Source organism: Sporosarcina sp. BP05 (assembly GCF_014282005.1).
In the GTDB taxonomy this organism is placed as follows: Bacteria; Bacillota; Bacilli; order Bacillales_A; family Planococcaceae; genus Sporosarcina.
In genome coordinates this window covers 36,245-55,424 of the sequence record NZ_JACFTD010000022.1, presented here as the reverse complement: position 1 = coordinate 55,424, position 19,180 = coordinate 36,245, and the positions used below count along the sequence as shown (strand labels likewise).

The 19,180-nt window shown below is 44.3% G+C and carries 18 protein-coding genes and 1 tRNA gene; 1 reads left to right on the top strand and 18 read right to left on the bottom strand.

The annotated features are described in order from the left end of the window. Positions 1-258 precede the first annotated feature (258 nt). The 14 genes from lysS to H2672_RS17060 form a co-directional block, all read right to left on the bottom strand. Positions 259-1,749, bottom strand: coding sequence for a lysine--tRNA ligase (lysS, locus tag H2672_RS17125; protein ID WP_186673383.1), 1,491 nt, complete (start codon positions 1,747-1,749; stop codon positions 259-261). A 271-nt stretch (positions 1,750-2,020) separates the two neighbouring features. Next, positions 2,021-2,506 carry a 2-amino-4-hydroxy-6-hydroxymethyldihydropteridine diphosphokinase gene (gene folK / locus H2672_RS17120; protein WP_186673382.1) on the bottom strand — a complete coding sequence of 162 codons (486 nt, stop codon included), beginning with the start codon at positions 2,504-2,506 and terminating at the stop codon, positions 2,021-2,023. After that, positions 2,503-2,871: a dihydroneopterin aldolase gene (gene folB / locus H2672_RS17115; RefSeq protein ID WP_186673381.1), complete on the bottom strand. Its 369-nt coding sequence runs from the start codon at positions 2,869-2,871 to the stop codon at positions 2,503-2,505. Before folB ends, folK begins: the two co-directional genes overlap by 4 nt. Positions 2,872-2,882: 11 nt before the next feature. Further along, positions 2,883-3,734: a dihydropteroate synthase gene (gene folP / locus H2672_RS17110; RefSeq protein ID WP_186673380.1), complete on the bottom strand. Its 852-nt coding sequence runs from the start codon at positions 3,732-3,734 to the stop codon at positions 2,883-2,885. Beyond that, positions 3,734-4,588, bottom strand: a complete 855-nt coding sequence (pabC, locus tag H2672_RS17105) for an aminodeoxychorismate lyase (protein WP_186673378.1) — start codon at positions 4,586-4,588, stop codon at positions 3,734-3,736. Before pabC ends, folP begins: the two co-directional genes overlap by 1 nt. 16 nt (positions 4,589-4,604) lie before the next feature. Beyond that, positions 4,605-6,014: an anthranilate synthase component I family protein gene (locus tag H2672_RS17100; protein WP_186673376.1), complete on the bottom strand. Its 1,410-nt coding sequence runs from the start codon at positions 6,012-6,014 to the stop codon at positions 4,605-4,607. A gap of 220 nt (positions 6,015-6,234) precedes the next feature. Beyond that, on the bottom strand, positions 6,235-7,161 hold the full coding sequence (cysK, locus tag H2672_RS17095; RefSeq protein WP_186673374.1) for a cysteine synthase A: 927 nt from the start codon (positions 7,159-7,161) through the stop codon (positions 6,235-6,237). A gap of 192 nt (positions 7,162-7,353) precedes the next feature. Beyond that, the gene (locus tag H2672_RS17090) at positions 7,354-8,274 is read right to left on the bottom strand and encodes a peptidyl-prolyl cis-trans isomerase (RefSeq protein ID WP_186673372.1); all 921 of its coding nucleotides are present in this window, start codon (positions 8,272-8,274) and stop codon (positions 7,354-7,356) included. Continuing rightward, a complete protein-coding gene (gene hslO / locus H2672_RS17085; protein ID WP_186673370.1) occupies positions 8,252-9,139 on the bottom strand; it encodes an Hsp33 family molecular chaperone HslO in 888 nt (295 codons plus the stop codon). Before hslO ends, H2672_RS17090 begins: the two co-directional genes overlap by 23 nt. A gap of 15 nt (positions 9,140-9,154) precedes the next feature. Beyond that, entirely contained in the window at positions 9,155-9,919 is a 765-nt protein-coding gene (locus H2672_RS17080; protein WP_186673385.1) for a type III pantothenate kinase, read from the bottom strand. A 107-nt stretch (positions 9,920-10,026) separates the two neighbouring features. After that, the gene (gene ftsH, locus H2672_RS17075; protein ID WP_186673368.1) at positions 10,027-12,057 is read right to left on the bottom strand and encodes an ATP-dependent zinc metalloprotease FtsH; all 2,031 of its coding nucleotides are present in this window, start codon (positions 12,055-12,057) and stop codon (positions 10,027-10,029) included. Positions 12,058-12,187: 130 nt separating this feature from the next. Beyond that, on the bottom strand, positions 12,188-12,730 hold the full coding sequence (hpt, locus tag H2672_RS17070) for a hypoxanthine phosphoribosyltransferase (protein ID WP_186673366.1): 543 nt from the start codon (positions 12,728-12,730) through the stop codon (positions 12,188-12,190). Between the two features lie 29 nt (positions 12,731-12,759). Continuing rightward, a complete protein-coding gene (gene tilS / locus H2672_RS17065; RefSeq protein ID WP_186673364.1) occupies positions 12,760-14,163 on the bottom strand; it encodes a tRNA lysidine(34) synthetase TilS in 1,404 nt (467 codons plus the stop codon). 87 nt (positions 14,164-14,250) lie between these two features. Then, complete coding sequence (locus tag H2672_RS17060) at positions 14,251-16,668, bottom strand: SpoIIE family protein phosphatase (RefSeq protein ID WP_186673362.1); 2,418 nt, start codon at positions 16,666-16,668, stop codon at positions 14,251-14,253. Positions 16,669-16,882: 214 nt separating this feature from the next. On the opposite strand from H2672_RS17060, the gene H2672_RS17055 reads away from it, so the two are divergent. Further along, positions 16,883-16,956, top strand: a tRNA-Met gene (locus tag H2672_RS17055). 395 nt (positions 16,957-17,351) lie between these two features. Here the strand turns inward: H2672_RS17055 and H2672_RS17050 are convergent. From H2672_RS17050 to yabP, 4 genes are all read right to left on the bottom strand, one after another. After that, on the bottom strand, positions 17,352-17,780 hold the full coding sequence (locus H2672_RS17050) for a S1 domain-containing RNA-binding protein (protein WP_067213725.1): 429 nt from the start codon (positions 17,778-17,780) through the stop codon (positions 17,352-17,354). A 129-nt stretch (positions 17,781-17,909) separates the two neighbouring features. Beyond that, entirely contained in the window at positions 17,910-18,329 is a 420-nt protein-coding gene (locus tag H2672_RS17045; RefSeq protein WP_186673361.1) for an FtsB family cell division protein, read from the bottom strand. 54 nt (positions 18,330-18,383) lie between these two features. Beyond that, positions 18,384-18,851 carry a spore cortex biosynthesis protein YabQ gene (yabQ, locus tag H2672_RS17040; protein ID WP_186673360.1) on the bottom strand — a complete coding sequence of 156 codons (468 nt, stop codon included), beginning with the start codon at positions 18,849-18,851 and terminating at the stop codon, positions 18,384-18,386. Next, on the bottom strand, positions 18,848-19,144 hold the full coding sequence (yabP, locus tag H2672_RS17035) for a sporulation protein YabP (protein ID WP_067213728.1): 297 nt from the start codon (positions 19,142-19,144) through the stop codon (positions 18,848-18,850). Before yabP ends, yabQ begins: the two co-directional genes overlap by 4 nt. Between the last annotated feature and the right edge of the window lie 36 nt (positions 19,145-19,180).

Below are 19,180 nucleotides of genomic sequence, written 5' to 3'. Positions count from 1 at the left end.
TATTAAGTAGTTGTCGTTGTTTCGGTGACAACTTTTATATCATAACATTTCGTTCCGTCCGTGTCAACAACTAATTTCAATTTCTTTTTTTCGTTGTTTGACTGTTTTCGTTATGTCGGACTGGCAACGTTATCTAATATAACACCTGGTTCTTTTAAATGCAACACTAATATCGAAATTAGTTTTAATTTCTTCTCCAGTAAAACAAAAACCGCTATACAATGCGCTTTCAAGGGCATTGTACAGCGATTGCCTCCTTTATTCTTTCGGACGCATCTGCGGGAATAGAAGGATGTCACGAATCGATTGCGCATTCGTCAACAACATAACAAGTCGATCGACTCCGATTCCAAGACCCCCTGTTGGTGGTAACCCATACTCAAGTGCTTCAATGAAGTCATCGTCCATATCATGTGCCTCGTCATTACCTTGTTCTTTCTCAACAAGTTGTGATTCGAAACGTTCACGCTGATCGATTGGATCGTTTAGCTCCGTAAATGCATTCGCGTGTTCACGGCGCACAATAAACAATTCGAAACGATCTGTAAAACGACCATCTTCTGGATTTTTCTTAGCAAGCGGCGAGATTTCAACCGGGTGCCCATAGATGAATGTCGGCTGTACAAGTTGCTCTTCTACTTTTTGTTCGAAGAATTCATTCAGCACATGCCCTACTTCCATCGTCGCTTTTACTTCTACTCCATGTTCTTTAGCGAGTGCATGGGCTTCTTCCTTCGTCATTTCTTTCCAGAAGTCGACGCCCGTATATTGTTTGATTGCGTCAACCATATGCAGACGAGTCCACCCTGGAGCTAAATTAATCAAATCTTCCCCGTACTGCACTTCCGTCTTACCAAGCACTTCTTGTGCAATATGCGAGACCATGTTTTCTGTCAATGCCATGATATCTTTATAATCCGCGTACGCTTCATATAGTTCTATCATCGTGAATTCAGGATTATGGCGCGTCGAAGTTCCCTCATTACGGAAAACACGTCCAATTTCATAAACCTTCTCAAGTCCACCTACAATGAGGCGTTTCAAATGGAGTTCGATCGCAATACGCATATACAGTTCCATGTCGAGTGCATTGTGGTGCGTGATAAACGGACGCGCAGAAGCTCCCCCCGCAATCGCGTGTAGCATCGGCGTTTCAACTTCAAGGAAACCTTGTCCATCTAAATAACGACGCATCGACTGGATGATACGGCTTCTTAGAATGAATGTCTCTTTACTGCCTTCCGTCGCAATCAAATCCAAATAACGCTGACGGTAACGTTGTTCAATATCTTTCAACCCGTGGAATTTCTCAGGTAATGGACGCAGCGCTTTTGTAAGGAACGTGAATTCAGTCGCTTTAATAGAGAGTTCTCCAACCTTCGTCTTGAAGATTGTCCCCGTAATCCCGATAATATCGCCTAGGTCTGTACTATTATAGAGTTTATAAGCATCTTCACCAATCGCATCTTGTCTTACGTAAATTTGAACCTGACCGCCAAGATCTTGCAGATTCGCAAATCCTGCTTTTCCTTTTCCACGTTTCGTCATGATACGACCTGCAATTGTTACTTCATGAGTCGTTTCATCAAGATCTTCTTTTGACATCTCTTCAAATTGTTCCTGGATTTCATTTGATAGATGTGTACGTTCAAATCTCGAGCCGAATGGATCTAATCCACTTTCCCGTATATCCTGCATCTTCTGGCGTCTCACCAAAAGCTGATCATTCATTTCATCTAGATGTGACATTTTTTTCACTCCTTCATTATTATCCGCTGCATTAGATAGCATGCATCTATTGTACACAATTTGCGCCGCCCGGACACGCTTTACTTATCCGCACTGTCCGAATGTTTCATAAAAAAGAGCCACCACAATACCTGGCGGCCCGGATCATCCGATTCAAACAGCACTTACACCAAACGCTACTTGTTCGCGTTCCATCATTTCATCAGCAAAGCCGTTCATTAGATCAGTTAAGTCATGAGCTGTTTCCACCGACTAGATGGCTGGAGACATTTCATTCGCCTTCTCGCAATAAATCATTGACCCCATTAACCTTCTTCCAAAGTACAACGCCCGTGTCTTTCACCGCACTTGCCTTTAATGGAGCAATTTCAAGAAGTGGAATCAAAACGAAGGCCCGCTCATACATTCTTGGATGCGGCACAATCAAGTTTTCTGTTTCAATACTTTCGCTATTATACAGCAAAATATCAAGGTCAGCTGTCCGCGGACCCCATCTTACATCACGAACCCGACCGAGTCCGTGTTCAACTTTTTGGCACTCTTCCAATAGGACCTGTGCCGTTAACGCTGTTTCTACACATACCACCATGTTGAGGAAGTCCGCTTGATCCGTAAAGCCAACGGGTGCCGTTTCGTAAATCGATGATACCGATGTAACGATAATACCGTCGTGCGAATGAAGTGCCCGTACCGCCTCCGTCAGGTGATACAATCGATCACCAATGTTCGAACCAATCGACAGGTATGCTACATTCACCGGAAGTGCCCCCTCGTAATATCAACTGATACCGAAGCATAATGACCAGGAATCGGCGGATCCGGTTTCACGAGTACGACACGAGCACCAGTCACTTTATCCGCAAACTCAGCCAATACAGCAGTCGCAATTTTTTCTGCAACCATCTCAATCAATTTTACAGGTTCTCCTTCTACAATCGATTGACATACATTATATACTTCCGCATAATTCACCGTTTTATCCAGATTATCCGTTTTTCCCGCCTCCGAAAGATCAGTCGCCAGTGACACCGTCACACGGAAACGCTGACCAAGCTTCGTTTCTTCAGGCAACGCCCCGTGATACCCGTAAAACTCTAATTCATTCAGATGAATATAATCCATAGTGCATCCTCCTATTGTTGGAAATCCATTTTCCCCGTCAGAACATCCATCATTTTCGCCATTCGTGCCACTTCCTTCACGTCATGAACCCGCATAATGTGGCAGCCGTGTTCAATCCCATAACAAACCGTTGCGCCTGTTCCTTCTAATCGTTCCTCGACAGGCAATCCTAGCACATTGCCGATTAACGACTTCCGTGAAGTCCCTAGAAGAACCGGGTAGCCCATTTGAGAGATCCGATCAAGCCCTTGCATCGTCCAGATGTTTTGAATAGTATTGCGTGCGAAACCAATGCCCGGATCGAGCCAGATATTATCATGCGCCACACCAGCCGCGACCGCAATCCCGACACTTTCTCGCAAATCAGCAATCACTTCATCCATAAATTCGCCCTCGTACTCCGCCTTTTCACGATTATGCATCAATATAATCGGCACGCCATGCTTTGCTGCAACGTCAGCGATATACGGTTCACGTTTCGCTCCCCATATATCGTTTATAATCTGTGCACCCGCAAGAATCGCTTCTTCTGCGACACCCGCCTTATATGTATCAATCGACACTGTACATCCAAACTCTCTTGTCAAGGCCCTGATAACAGGAATTGTTCGTTCAAGCTCTTCTTCCAATGAAATTGGTACATGACCTGGACGTGTTGATTCCCCGCCCACATCGATAATCTTAGCCCCGTCGCGAAGCATCTCTTCCGCGTGCTTAAGTGCTGTTTCGATGCGACCGTATTTCCCGCCATCTGAAAATGAATCCGGCGTCACATTCAAAATACCCATAATAACTGTTTCCTTCTTGAAATCTATTTCCGCATTACTAAACTGATAGCTATCACGTGCACGAGCCAATTCCATCAACAGCAACCTTCTTCCATTTCATTTATTGCCTGTATATAAAATTCATGTAGCTTTTTATAATAAGCACCCGTTGCTCCTGGTAGCGAAAATCCTTCAACCATAGATAGCGGCACAAGTTCCTGCACCGCATTCGTAACAAATAACTCGTCCGCGCCCTCCACATGTTCTTTACCGTAAAATCCTTCATTCACAGTAATCCCTGCAACTCTAGCGCATTCAATAATAAACGCACGTGTCGTCCCCGGGAGAATCCCCGTTTCGACAGCTGGTGTAAACAGCATGCCATCCTTCACCCAAAAGATATTTGACGTAACGCCTTCCGCAACAAAACCTTCCGCCGTCACGAAAAGGCCTTCCAACTCTTTCAATGAAGGCAGCTCCAGTCGCCCCCGCACGTTATTAAGGAAGTTATGCGATTTATGGCGCACAGTACTTTCCGGTTTATTACGGGTTGTCTCAAGCCAAACAGCCCTTTTTTCCGTACCACGAACTGCAGGAGCCAATTCTTTTCTGAATAAAATCACATTCGGCGATGCGTATGAAGAGGGCGCAAGACCGATGTCATGAACTCCCGCCGAAACATTTAACCGAAAGTAGCCGTCCTGTCCACCATTTAAGTCATCTAGCTTGCGTACAGCTGCAAGAATTTCAGTTTCATCATAAGGCATCGCAATGAGGTACTCTGCGAGCGCTGTATGCAATCTGTCCATATGTTTATCATACAAGAGCACATTGCCGCCGTATGTCCTGAAGGTTTCAAAAAATCCGGCGCCGTATAGAAATCCATGATCGAACGGGGAGATTTTCAACTCCTCCGCAAGCAGGAATTCACCATTCATCCAACACCACATAGAGAATCCCCCAATCTTACTTTTCAGCCATTGCCTTTGCTTGCCAAAGTGCTTTTGCCTTATTCAATGACTCTATATACTCCGCTTCCGGTACCGAATCAGCGACAAGACCAGCACCAGCTTGAATATGTGCAATACCATCCTTGATATAGGCCGTACGAATAACGATATTCAGTTCGAAATCACCATTAAAGCCGAACCAACCAATAGACCCTGTATATAGCCCTCTTCGCGTCGGCTCAAGTTCTTCAATAATTTCCATTGTCCGGAGTTTTGGTGAACCCGTAATTGAACCTCCTGGGAACACACCTTTCACAATTTCTGCATTCGTAATGCCTTCTGCCGCCGTTCCACGAACGTTCGACACAAGGTGCATAACGTGTGAATATTTCTCCACAACCATGAATTCATCCGTTTCCACCGTTTCGGGTGCACAAACACGTTCAAAGTCTTCCCGTTCCAAGTCTACGAGCATAATATGTTCGCCGGTCTCTTTTTCATTCGACAATAATTCCGCTTTAAGCGCCGCGTCTTCGGTTTCATCTATCCCCCTCGGCCTCGTTCCGCCGATTGGTCTCGTACTTAGTTCATCCCCACGTTTTTTCAGTAGCAGTTCGGGTGAACCCGAGACAACGGCAAATTCAGGTGAACCTAGTGACGCCATATATGGTGACGGATTGAACGAGCGCAACGCTTCATACACGTCTAGCGGATGAACGGTCAGCGGTTTTGATTGCCTTACGGAAAGATTGACTTGCACAACATCCCCGCTAGCAATATAAGCCTGCACGTCGCGGACCATCTGTTCAAACTGGGGTCCCGTCACAGACACAGCAAGATTACCTTCATCTAACAACACTTCAGTCGCTTTGCCCGGTGTGAAGACTTGCTTGCTCAGTCCTTCCGAAGCTGCAGCCAACCAATCGACTTCCAACTCCGCGGGTTCCAATCCACGACCCGGAAGTGTCATGAAATAAGCAATTTCAGTATTAACGTCAAGCACTACCCAGCGATCGAATAAATAGAAAAACAAATCAGGTGTATCGAGATCATCTAGTGTATCGACCGGTATATTTTCATAAGTACGAACATAATCGTAGCTGATGAAACCAGCTGCACCGCCTTGAAAATCTGGCAATCCAGGAATAGATTCCATTTCATAGGACTTAACAAATTCATTTAGCAATTCAAGCGGATTTCCTTCTCTTACCTCTTCCGTACCATCACGCCAGATAAGTTGTAAGTTATCGCCATCCAATGTCCGTAACGTAACAAGCGGATCAATTCCCGCCATACATAATGCTCCGCCACGTCCACTTTCAAGAAGAATATGACTGTCATGCTCGCGTGCGAACTCTTTATAAGCATAGAATAGTTGTTCTTTCGTCATTGCCGCTGTCGTATAAGCTATCTTTTGTTCGTTCATCCCAGTTTCCTCCCGATAACAATTAATATCTTCATCTTACCGCGTAAAAGCCATTTTACGCTATAAAAAGAAAAGCAGATGGCAACTTTTTATTTGAAGGGCTACCATTTAACACACTAACCAATAACAAACACACATCAACCGATCATATCCAACCACTACAAACAAATTCCAACGACAAAAAAGAAGAAGCATCTCAGCCTCTCCCCCTTCCACTCTATTACTCTTCGTCAAATTGATAAAGTGGCGTACTCAAGTAGCGCTCGCCGTTCGATGGAAGAATTGCAACGACTCTCTTCCCTTTACCAAGCCTCTTCGCCACTTGTAGCGCTGCAAAGATTGCCGCCCCAGATGAAACACCGCCAAGAATACCCTCTTCGCGTGCTGCACGTCTCGCTGTGTCATACGCTTCATCGTTCGTTACTTGGACGATTTCATCGTAAATATCAGTATTAAGAACTTTCGGAATGAACCCTGCACCAATCCCTTGAATCTTGTGTGGACCCGGCTTTCCGCCCGATAGCACAGGTGAGTCTGTCGGTTCAACAGCAATGATACTTACTTCTGGGAAACGCTCTTTCAAGACGCTACCTACCCCTGTAATGGTACCACCCGTTCCAATTCCAGAAATGAACGCATCCACGCGATCCAGCGCATCTGCAATTTCAGGGCCCGTCGTTAAGCGGTGTATTTCAGGATTTGCTTCATTGTTAAACTGTTGTGGCATGAACCAACCATTTTCCTTTGAAAGCTCTTCTGCTTTTCCGATAGCGCCTTTCATTCCTTCTGCACCCGGCGTTAACACAAGATCCGCGCCATAAGCACGAAGTAGATTACGTCTCTCTGTACTCATCGTATCCGGCATAACCAAAACAGCCTTATATCCTTTCGCCGCCGCGATCATCGCAAGACCAATTCCCGTGTTACCGCTCGTCGGTTCAATAATCGTACTTCCCTCTTTTAAATCTCCAGACCTTTCAGCCGCTTCGATCATCGCAAGTGCAATACGATCTTTAACACTAGATCCCGGATTCATGTATTCCAGTTTCAAATAAACATCCGCATCATCTGCACCTGTCATTCTGTTCATTTTAACAAGAGGCGTCTTGCCAACGAGATCCGCAATAGAGTTTCCAACTAAAGTCATTTATATCATCTCCCAATTCCTACTATTTTGATATGTCTTATACTATTAATATTACTACCGTTATGTGAACATTGTCAACAATTGAATGCCCACTATATGTATTCTTTTCCCTATATTTTCAGACTTAATCCGCTTAACTAAGAAAAGCTGTCCGGAAACACCAATTTATATCGGCATCCAAACAGCTTTCTATTATTTACCGTAAAACCATTTTGCGTCAAATTCTTTCCAAAACGCTTCCGGACTAACTGTTTGCGGAAGCTGCTCAAGCGCAATTTCACGCTTGATATGATCTTTTACTTCGTTAAATGTAAACGACCGCCCTTTAACTACTTCACTAACACGAGTAACAGCATATGTACCATCACTTAAGGTTATAACCCCACTCGTCGAGCCTTCATTCGCATTTGACACTGCTTCGACGATTGCCTTATCGGTTGCATCAGTCGAATCGTTGATATAACCGATATCCCCACCAAGACTAGCCGAAGCCAGATCTGTCGACCGCTCTTTTGCAAGAACATCAAAACTCGAACCTTTTGAAAGCTCTTCAATCGTCTGTTCCGCATCAGTTTTCGTTGGAACGACAATAATAGCAGTTCTATATGCGGTTAAAATATTGTAAAGTGCAGTATTTTCATCATACTGCTTCTTTACCGCATTATCTTTAACAACAATATCTTTCGTTAATACCTTTTCAAGGATGAGGTTGGAACGGATTTTCTGACGCATTCCCTCCTCGTCTTGACCAGAATGAGAGCGCCCGTCTACAGAACGAATAAGCGAAATTTCAAGATCAATTTCCTTATCGGATACATCAATACCGTATTTCTCTGCAGCTACCGCCATCACTTTTTCATTTACAAGGTCAAGAAGAGTTTCGCGTCCCACTTCTTTTTCCATTGCCGACATCCACTGTTCCCTCGTAATAGGCTTACCGGCAACCGACGCCACTTTCTCATCTGTCTGCTTCGATTTGTCCGGTATGAGCCAGCCAACGAACCAAAAGATATTGAAAGCTAAAAGAATCACAATTAATAGGATGAGCGGTTTCGTCTTCAGTTTGCGTTTCTGCGAACTTGTCGTTTCTTCAGGCTTCCGATTGTATTTCATCGATAAAACCTTCCAAAACTTCTTTTGGATATACATATGTTTCCATACAGAAGTGACAGTGTGCTTCAGCTTGTCCATCCTCTTCAATCATGTCTCGAATTTCGTGCTCTCCAAGACCGATAATCGCATTTCCAAATCGTTCACTCGAGCAATTACACGAAAATGAAACAGCCATTCGATCAAGAATTTCCACGTTTGCCGTTCCGAGAACCTCTCCAAGAATCTCCTCAGGCGTGAGACCGCGGGCAATCAACGTCGAAATCGGTTCAACGTTAGCAATACGCTCTTCCAACTCCAAAATTGTTTCTTCCGTTGCGCCAGGCATAACTTGAATAATGAAACCACCGGCAGCTTTCACTGTATTGTCCGGGTTAACCAACACACCAAGTCCCACTGCAGAAGGTACCTGCTCCGAAACGACAAAGTACTCCGTGAAATCTTCAGCGATTTCACCCGATACAATCGGAACTTGCCCCGTAAAGAAATCACGAAGCCCCAGATCTTTAACAACTGACAACAAGCCGTCTGTTCCAACCGCACGCCTTACGTCAAGTTTCCCCTGCTCATTTAAATCAAAATGCGTTTGCGGATTGGACGCATAACCCCGAACCTCGCCATGCGCATTTGCATCGATTATCATCGAACCAATCGGTCCATTGCCGTCCACTTTTATTGTCAGTTTATCATCGCCTTTTGACATGGCACCCATCATGACTGCTGCTGTCATTGAACGCCCTAAAGCTGCTGTTGCAGTCGGCCACATCGCATGACGACGTTGCACTTCTGATACCGTTTCTGTCGAACGAGCCCCATATGCCCGGATTGTTCCGTCAAACGCAAGTGCTTTTACTAGATAATCATTCATTATTATCTGCTCCCTTTACATGTTTCGTTCATAAATTAGATGTAGCCCTTTCAGCGTCAGGAAGTTGTCAACGACATCAATCACCGTTGTTTCACTTGCGATCAAACCCGCGAGCCCCCCTGTAGCGATGACAGTTGGTTCTTCCTTACTTTGCGCTTTCATGCGGGCAACAATACCATCAACTTGCCCAACATAACCATAAACAATCCCAGCCTGCATAGCAGCTACCGTACTTTTCCCTACAACATGATCCGGTTTTGTCAGTTCGATTCGCGGCAATTTAGATGCTCGGTCGAACAAAGCCTCCATTGAAATTCCGATACCTGGCGCAATTGCTCCACCCATGTATTCGCCTTTTTCATTCACATAACAATAGGTTGTCGCTGTACCAAAATCAACGATGATCAGCGGACTGCCATATTCATGAACAGCCGCTACCGCATTGACAATCCGATCCGCTCCGACTTCACGCGGATTTTCGTATTTGATATTCAATCCCGTTTTGAGACCAGGGCCAACAATAAGCGGTTTTTGGTTGAAATATTTCCTGCACATTTGTTCCAGAGGAAACATAACTGGCGGGACAACGGATGAAATGATAATCCCAGTTACATCGTCAAAAGAGAGCCCTACGTGCAAAAACAAAGATTTCACTTGCATCGCATACTCATCTTCAGTCTTATGTCTATAGGTTTCCATGCGCCAATGATGTTTAAGCTGCCCCTGTTCATAGACGCCAAGGACAATATTCGTATTTCCTGTATCTAGCACTAATAGCATAATGGTTTCCTCGCTAACTTCGTCATTTTCCAACACATCATACCACATATCCATGGATAGAAAAAAGCCGACTGTCTCAAAAGAAACAGTCGGCCCTTATTAGGTGTTCAGTCTTTGCGTTCTTCGTTAATTGACTTAAGAGTTTGATCCGTTTTGTACTCTTTCGGTAAATCACCGGTAGCTGGGTCCGTAGGTGCTCCAGTTGCATCAGAAATGACTGTGTCATCTCCTTCTTTCGAAAGATCTACGCTCTTAGCTGCTTCATCTTTATTGTCCAAGCCATAACGACCGTATGGACGATCAGGCAATGTGCCATGATCTTTTAGATGATTAATTTGCTCCGCATCCAGTGTTTCTACTTCAAGAAGCGTCGTTGCAATCAAATCAAGCAACTCACGTTTTCCAGAAAGGATTTCTTTTGTACGAGCGTATTGCTCTTTGATGATACGTTGCATTTCTTGGTCGATTTCATACGCAATTGCTTCAGAATAGTTCTGTTCAGAGTTGAAGTCGCGACCCAGGAATACCTGCCCTTGCGCCTGACCGAACTGCATCGGTCCGAGTTTATCACTCATTCCGTATTCAGTTACCATCGAACGAGCCAGACCAGTTGCGCGCTGGAAGTCATTATGAGCTCCAGTTGAAACTTCGCCGAGAACGATTTCTTCCGCTACACGACCACCAAGAAGTCCAGCGATTTTATCAAGAAGTTCAGGTTTCGTCATGAAGTAACGATCTTCTTTCGGAAGCATAACGGCATAACCGCCCGCCTGTCCGCGAGGGACGATTGTTACTTTATGAACGATTTCAGCGTCATCGAGCATTAGCCCTACAACAACGTGACCCGCTTCATGGAACGCTACAATATCGCGTTCTTTTTTCGAAATAACGCGACTCGTCTTCGCAGGTCCCGCAATAACTCGGTCCGTTGCTTCGTCGATGTCCGACATATCGATTTTCGTTTTATCGCGTCTTGCAGCAACAAGTGCTGCCTCGTTCAATAAGTTTTCAAGGTCTGCACCCGAGAATCCAGGTGTACGTTGTGCAAGTGCCTTCAAGTTGACAGTGTCGTCAAGTGGCTTGTTTCGCGCATGGACTTGAAGAACTGCTTCTCTTCCTTTTACATCCGGACGACCAACTGTAATCTGACGGTCAAAACGTCCTGGACGCAGAAGTGCAGGGTCAAGAATATCAGGGCGGTTCGTTGCCGCAACAATGATAACCCCTTCGTTCTCACCAAAACCATCCATTTCAACAAGAAGTTGGTTCAATGTTTGTTCACGTTCATCGTGTCCACCACCGAGGCCCGCGCCACGTTGGCGACCAACCGCATCGATTTCATCGATGAAAATAATACATGGCGCATTCTTTTTAGCATTTTCGAAAAGGTCACGTACACGTGATGCACCAACCCCAACGAACATTTCCACGAAATCAGAACCTGAGATTGAGAAGAACGGAACACCCGCTTCACCTGCAACCGCACGTGCCAACAACGTTTTACCAGTACCAGGAGGTCCAACTAACAGGATCCCTCTAGGAATACGTGCACCGACTTCAACGAATTTACGTGAATCTTTCAGGAAGTCAACAACTTCCACAAGTTCCGCTTTTTCTTCGTCAGCACCAGCAACATCCGTGAAACGAACTTTTTTGCGATCATCCGTATGAAGCTTCGCCTTACTCTTACCGAAGTTCATAACACGGCCACCGCCGCCTCCTCCGCCTTGCGCCTGATTTAACAGGAAGAAGAACAAGATGAAGATGATGATGAACGGTAGAAGACCCGTGAAGAAGGATACCCACGCGCTCGCAACAGGAGTTGGTAATATTGTGATATTTGTTTCAGTTTGTGTAGCAAGTGTACGGATATCTTCCTGCGTCTTGGTATCGTTCATAATATTCGTTACGAACTCTTCGCCATCCTTGTAGCCTTTCATTGTACCCTTCACATTAAGGACAAGTTGAACTGGCTGCAAACTTACTGTTGTTACTTTTCCATCTTCCAACGCAGTAATAAATTCATCATACCGAATCTCTTTCTGTTTCGGGTTTGTATTGTTTAGTGAACTGAATATCCCCATGATTGCAAGAAATATCAGTCCGTATAATAGAAAGTATCGAAGTATTCGATTCATCCCAAGCCTCCTCATTTCATTAGACAGAAAACTAGTGTAAATCTTAACATAGGTCTGATTGAACCTACAAAGGAAATGCCTTAGCAGAAAAAATTTTCCGCCGCCCTTTCAAAAGATCTTCCAAAAGTATTTAGAAAGAATAGATTTCCTTTTTCAACACGCCAATATAAGGTAAGTTTCTGTATTTCTCCATGTAATCAAGTCCGTAGCCAACGACAAACGCATCCGGTACGTCAAAACCAACGTAATCCGCTTTTAAGTCAACTTTTCGGCCACTTGGCTTATCGAGGAGAGTAACAATTTTAATAGAATTTGCTTTTCTGTATTTCATCAATTCGACAAGGTAACTTAATGTTTTCCCACTATCGATAATATCTTCAATAATGAGTACATCGCGTCCTTCAACACTTGTGTTCAAATCTTTAACAATTTTCACTTCTCCTGATGAAACTGTTGCATTTCCGTAACTTGAAACATCCATGAAATCGAGTTCGATATAAGCATCGATACGCTTAATGAGATCACTCATGAAAGGTAATCCACCCTTAAGCACACCAATCGCAAGTACGTACTTGTCTTGGTACTCTTCTGTCAATACCGCACCAAGCTCACGGATTTTCTCTTGAATCTGTTCTTCTGTAATTAGCACTTCTTCGATATCTTTCCCCAACATCGAAATTCCTCCTCTTTCATGCAGATCAATTATAACTTTCTTGTACTAACTATGTACTTACTTTGATCTGTCTTGCGTCGTGAAAATACCACTCCGTACCGTACTCCTGGAACTGCACAAATTTCACCTTGCGCTGTAATGATTACCGGCAATCGGTCGCGTTCTGTCATGCCAACCTTTTCATCGATAAACAACCTGGATAAACGTTTCGGGTGTGTCATCCCCGGCAACAAGATTCGATCCCCATCCTCTCTTCTCCTGATAGACAGAGGAAGTGCAGAGTGAGGCAAGTCAAAATACATGATGTCATCTGTATCCGTGAATAACTCCGTATCGAGGTTACTCACTTCATTCCAATAAAGCTGAAAATCATTTCCCCAACGGGTCCAATCGCCTTTCGGCAACACTTTTTGCAACTCCACTTCTTCAGCTGGTGTTTCGCGAACGAACGTCAGCACGCCATATTCCCGAATGAATCGGTAACCGCGTGGAAGGTGAATGGATACATTCCCATCTTGCGAAGATAGATGGTGTAACAGTTGACTTATAAGCCCAGAATTATATTTTACGGGCATAATTTCCCCATTGTAAAGATACCTCAATAGTAGTGTAATTATCCGTCTTTGTAAAGTTTGGTGCATGCAGGAAAAAGCATTCCCGTCAACGACAGGCAGGCCCGCTTCTGTGAACTTAGTAATTTCAGTAAAGCGTTCCCGCGCCAGCATTTCAAGCAATTCTTCATCTTCCTGTAGATAACCTGATATTCTCACTGCATTTTCAGCGGCACCAGGGTTTTCAGCAAGAATAAACGGAACAATTTTGTGACGGTAACGATTACGCAGATAGGCATCACTTTCATTACTTGGATCTTCACGAAAATGTAATTCGTGCTCCCCTACATATGAATAGAGGTCCGCTTTCATAGCCGGAAGGAAAGGTCGAATAAGGAATCCACCTTCAACTTCACGCTTCACCGACATCCCCAAAGGCTGACTGCCTTTCGTTACTTGCATCAAGACCGTTTCCAACTGATCTTCTGCATGATGTGCCGTTGCTAAAACACCATAATCATGCTTTGTCATGATCTCCTCGAAAAATGCGTATCGTCCGTTTCGACAGACAGCTTGCACATTGCCACCATCTTTTTCGATAATAGCTGGAACCGGGACACTTCCACCAAAAAACGGAATCCCATACACTTCACATAGCCTTGCCACAAATATGCCATCTGCAGCAGACTCTTTCCCACGTAATTTATGATCTACGTGAATTGCGGCAACTTCAATCTCCATTCTGTCTTGATTCGAAGCCATGAAATGTAAAAGCGCCACTGAATCTACCCCACCCGAACAGGCGATTAAAATACGGTCCCCCGGAGCGATGAGTGACCATTCCTTGATAAAACGGAATATCGTCTGTTTAAATTTATCCATTGCTCCGCACCCTCCTCTTTTCTAATCTACTCTTATTCGGATTTTACCATAGAATACCTAAAGGAGGGGACTCACTCCCTTACACATTCAACCGAAGACCCTTTCCCGGGAAATAGTTTGTGAATAAGGTGTGAAACTTGACCACTTCGGCAGAACATGGTCGATTTTCATAACTAACACAGTCCGATCGTCTCCAATTAAACCAAACCTTCGCTCCATTTCATACATAATACGATCCGCAATTTTGTCACATTCGAACCCTCCGTACTTTTCAAGTGTGTTGTATAACGAATTCTCTTGTTTCTCAAGCGGGACATCACCATTAAAGATACCGTCCGTTAACATAAGTATAATGTCTCCTGACTTTAACTCTTCATTTTTTGCCTCCACAGAAAAGGATGGAAGAAAACCGACGGGGACAGATTTGCTATCCAGTCTTAAAAAATCGTCACCTCGTTTAATATACGTGCTCATCGACCCTGCCTTCCAAGACCATATACGACCGTCTTGCAAATCAACGAGGGCCAGATCAAGCGTAGCGTACATATCATCCAGCCCGTTCAAAGACATCATATAATGCAAAGTATGCATAGCTGTTTCAGGATCCATTTTCCGGTCCAAACATTCTCGCATCAAACGAATTACCTTTCGGCTCTCACGATATGCATTAAGATCCTGGCCCATTCCATCCGACAACAGAACCGCCGTTAACCCTTCATGAATTGGGAACACTTCGTATGCATCACCTGCGTGAAATGTTTCCCCGCCCGCTGTTGCCGCAATACCATAATCAAGGGTAAAACGAACTGCCGAACCAAACGTTAGTTGGATATGTGGAAAAGGGTCTTGTAAAACGGCAGATTTGGCGACCCGGAACGGCTCATCGTACATTTCTTCAAGAATCGGCAGAATAAACCTTTCAGCAACTGTCGTATCTGTTTCAAAGTCAGATCTTTTCTCGGGGATACAACAGATGATGCGACGCGCTCCCCTCTCCCCTGGTAAAACATCAATCTGGAAGTACTCAATATCTTTCTCTTGGAGGCGTTTCGCCAACTCTTCCTCGGCAGGCTTATAAACAGTCAAATCCTCTTTTACTTCATTCATAATTTTATCCAGGTGGGTGCTCATATCACGCAACTGGAGGGCAAGCATTTTTCGTCCATGCTGAAGTTGTCCCGTCAATAAACGGCTGGCAGCTTGTTCCTCAAGTTCCGACACCAATCCATTGAATCGGATGCACTTATATTTAATTTTTTCCTCAACACGGTGACGTTTAGCTTTTTTCGTCATAGAATAGGTCGCTTCCCATTCACTTAGAAGCCCGCCCATATCGTCATCTGCGCCTTCCCAGCACTTTGCATACCGGAAACATGACTGGCAAATCTTTGGTATTACTTGCTGTGGCAATACATCGGCATTTTCGCTGGGGGAAAAACGGTCGCCAACAAGCGTCGACATAAATTCAGAGAACTGCTGGAAATCAGCTAGTTGTTCGTCGAGCCGTTCCGCTAACCATTTTTGTTGTTTTTCAGTAGTTTCCGTATTCTCCGGATAAAAAATGTGTTTAATTGGCTCTAGTCTTTTCGATGGGATTAGTAAAAAAATAATTGTTGCAGTAGCAATTGTTACAAAGTGCGAAGTATCAAGTGGCAGAGTCAAATCATACATAAGGAAAAATCCGGATACAGAAGCCGCGCCTAACACGATACCAACTTTTCCAAACCGGCGGAGTGTACCTGCAAAAAAACCTGTCATGCCATATACCGCCATCATTCCAGTGAAGGATAATTCCGCCACTCCCACAATTGCAGCAATGATCATTGCGATTGTTGTTGAAAATGGCAGTCCTCCCACAAGTGCCGCTAGCAAGATAGTCAGGTGAATGAGTGTACCTGAAACCGAAACAGGACCTAACATAAGCCCGTTCATGCCAGTTGTAGCCAGCGCACCGACAAGGCAAGCAGCTCCAAGACGTTCAGGCGTCCATTTACCAAAGAAGATTCGATCTGCGGCAGGAAATGCGACAAATAGGAAGAATGTCATGAACAAAGCAAGAACTGCTTCAAAGCCAATATATAATTGAACATTTACTGGTGGTTGCCCGACATGCATAATGAACTGCCACAACACTTGAACAACGATTATGCATCCCGCTACTGTTAGCGGCACTGATTTTCGCATTAGCGGATATTTAATAACCGCATTAAATAACGCAAGCATCAATAGATGGATAACAGCCTGTCCAAGACCAAGGAATGCACTCCCAAACATCCCGCCAATGAACACCCATATGAGATGCTTTCTGAAGCGGGCTCGCGCAAGTGCCCACACCGGCAAGAAAAAAGGAACCGCTGCATCGAACAAGACGGCTTGCGACAAGAAAAAAGATCCAAATAAGAATAGAGTCGCAACTAAAATATGCATTTTTCGTTTTCCAATCATCTCGACATACATACCAATCGGATGGCCTACTGGACGCACTAATTGATCAATTAGCTTCATTTCCCATTCCCCCTATGTCTACTATGCCTTGAGTATACATAGGCAAATGGAAAGAAATTGTCTGTTCATGACAACAAGAAAACAAAATGTTTCGACTCATTCCGAACTGTTTTTTCTTTTTCCCTAACACGGGTTGACACTTCATTGTTTCACTTGTATTATAAGTATTGTTGTTCTGTTCAAGCGAAAACAAGTGCTTACTAGAATACACAAAGGCGGCGTAGCTCAGCTGGCTAGAGCGTACGGTTCATACCCGTGAGGTCGGGGGTTCGAACCCCTCTGCCGCCATTAATGAAATGCAGGAACAGCCGTCAAGAGGTTGGACAATAAGTTACTGAAAAAGCAGTTCCTGCGTCGTGAATTCACGACGCAGGAACTGCTTTTTTCTGCAATATAAAATGGGTGGTTGTTTGGTGAGGTGTGGCGGTTTATGCCATTTCCCGTGATAGTTTTACGACTTGGAATGACAGTTTATACGATTGCCATTACAGTTCATACGATTGCCATTACAGTTTCGCTAGTTGCCATGACAGTTCACGAATGCCATTACAGTTTCGCCAGTTGCCATGATAATCTTCACATCCTCAAAACAAAAAAACAGCGAACAAGGGTTATTTCCCTTTGTTCGCTATTTTCCCCTACACTATTCATACACTTTTTCATGAATTGAAACAGCTAGCAAGTTACCCTCTGCTTGCGCCACGGCCACCGCGTTTCGATTCTGTCGCTCTTTTCAAAGTAGAGAGACGCTCTTCGCTGTCTTTCATGAACTTTGCCATCTTTTGTTCAAAGTTCTCTGGGCGATCCATAGCAGGACGGCCACCACCTTGACGCGGACGTTGCGGGCGCTGAGGACGTTCTGGACGCTGTTCAGATTCAGGCTTCGCTTTTCTAATCGATAACCCAATTTTACCATCTGCACCGACGTTCATCACTTTCACTTCAACCATGTCACCGACTTTAAAATGATCGTTGATGTCCTTGACATAATTGTCCGCTACTTCACTGATATGGACCAGGCCTGTTGAGCCATTCGGTAGCTCAACAAACGCCCCGAAGTTTGTGATTCCTGTTACTTTACCCTCTAGCTTGCTGCCTACTTCAATTGACATAAAAAAAATGCTCCTCCTTAAAATTTAAGCGGGCCCCGCGCTGGGAGCCTTGCAACCGTATTAATGAGCCCTGCAAATTGCAGGATCCTTACTTCCATTATAGCCAATAAAAAAAGAGTGTCAATAAGACTACTCTTTTCCTTTGTCTTGTTCATCTGTTTTTTTCTTGTTTTCAGGTATAGAAAAAATAATTTCATTCTTTTCAGACAAGAAATATTCCTTGCGTGCAAGTTTTGCGATATAGTCATCGTCATTCAATTTCACAAGTTGTCTTTTTAGCATTTCTTGTTCTTCCTGGACCCCTTCAAGCTGGGCCAGCACCTCTACTTTTTGCAGTTCCTTCGCCGCTAACGCATGTTTTTGATTGATGAACATATTCGTTAGGCCACCTAGAATTATAGCAGCGGCAATAGCAAACACAGCCAGTCTACGATATAAACGGACTTTCCGCGCATTCTTCCTAGTCTCTTTCTTTTGAAGTGAGCGGACATATTCAGTTTGAATCGACGCGACCCTTACGGACGATTTCCTCTGCTGTTTCTGTTCCACGTCTTGCACTTCCCCTCTTCACACACTACAATTTGTTAGTTCATATATTATATATCATTTCACTCTTCTTTTAAAGAGTTTCCCGGAAATGATACGGAATATTTTAACAAATGGTGTAAAGAGGACCGCCAAGACTTTCACAATAAAACGAATGACTAGACTGACAATAGATACTACCAGACGCGCGAGGAACAAGAGTGGTCTTATAAACAAAACCAACAAGATCCGCCCAAAAAACCGGAACGGCTTATAAAAAGTAGTTACGTATAGCAACATTCCACTAATCTGTGCAAACGGATCATATATGCGCCACGCCCCATCCCTGACAAGGTAAAGGATATAAAACGTCCAACATCCGACTAGTATCCATCCAATGACTTCAAGCCAGACCGCACGCTTCCGAATAATTGATTTCTTGCCAGCGTGCGCGGTACCCGTTCCGATCATATCCATGAATGCCCCAGCAACAATGCCTGTCCCAATCATAGCGAGCAGGCTAAGAAATTGAACGGATAGACTCATCCAAACAATTTATGGAGGAAACCTTTTGAGCCTGATTCTTCTTCATCATATTGAATCGTGCCGACCGTTCCCTCCAATGTTAGAAGTCCTTTATCGACATCTAAATGGACGATGCGCAGTTCCTCTCCGCGGATTTGCAACAATCCTTGTGATGTTCGAACGAGAAACTCTTCCTGATCGAAACGGTCAATTGATTTTACCGACGTCAAGTCCATCCGTTTTCTATTGCGCATTGTAACAACGTGGTCTCCTGATGGTATCGCGTACGTAGGACTATCAGTTTGAAATTGCATTATATGCTTCCCCCTTTGGCTTGTACGTTCACTGTT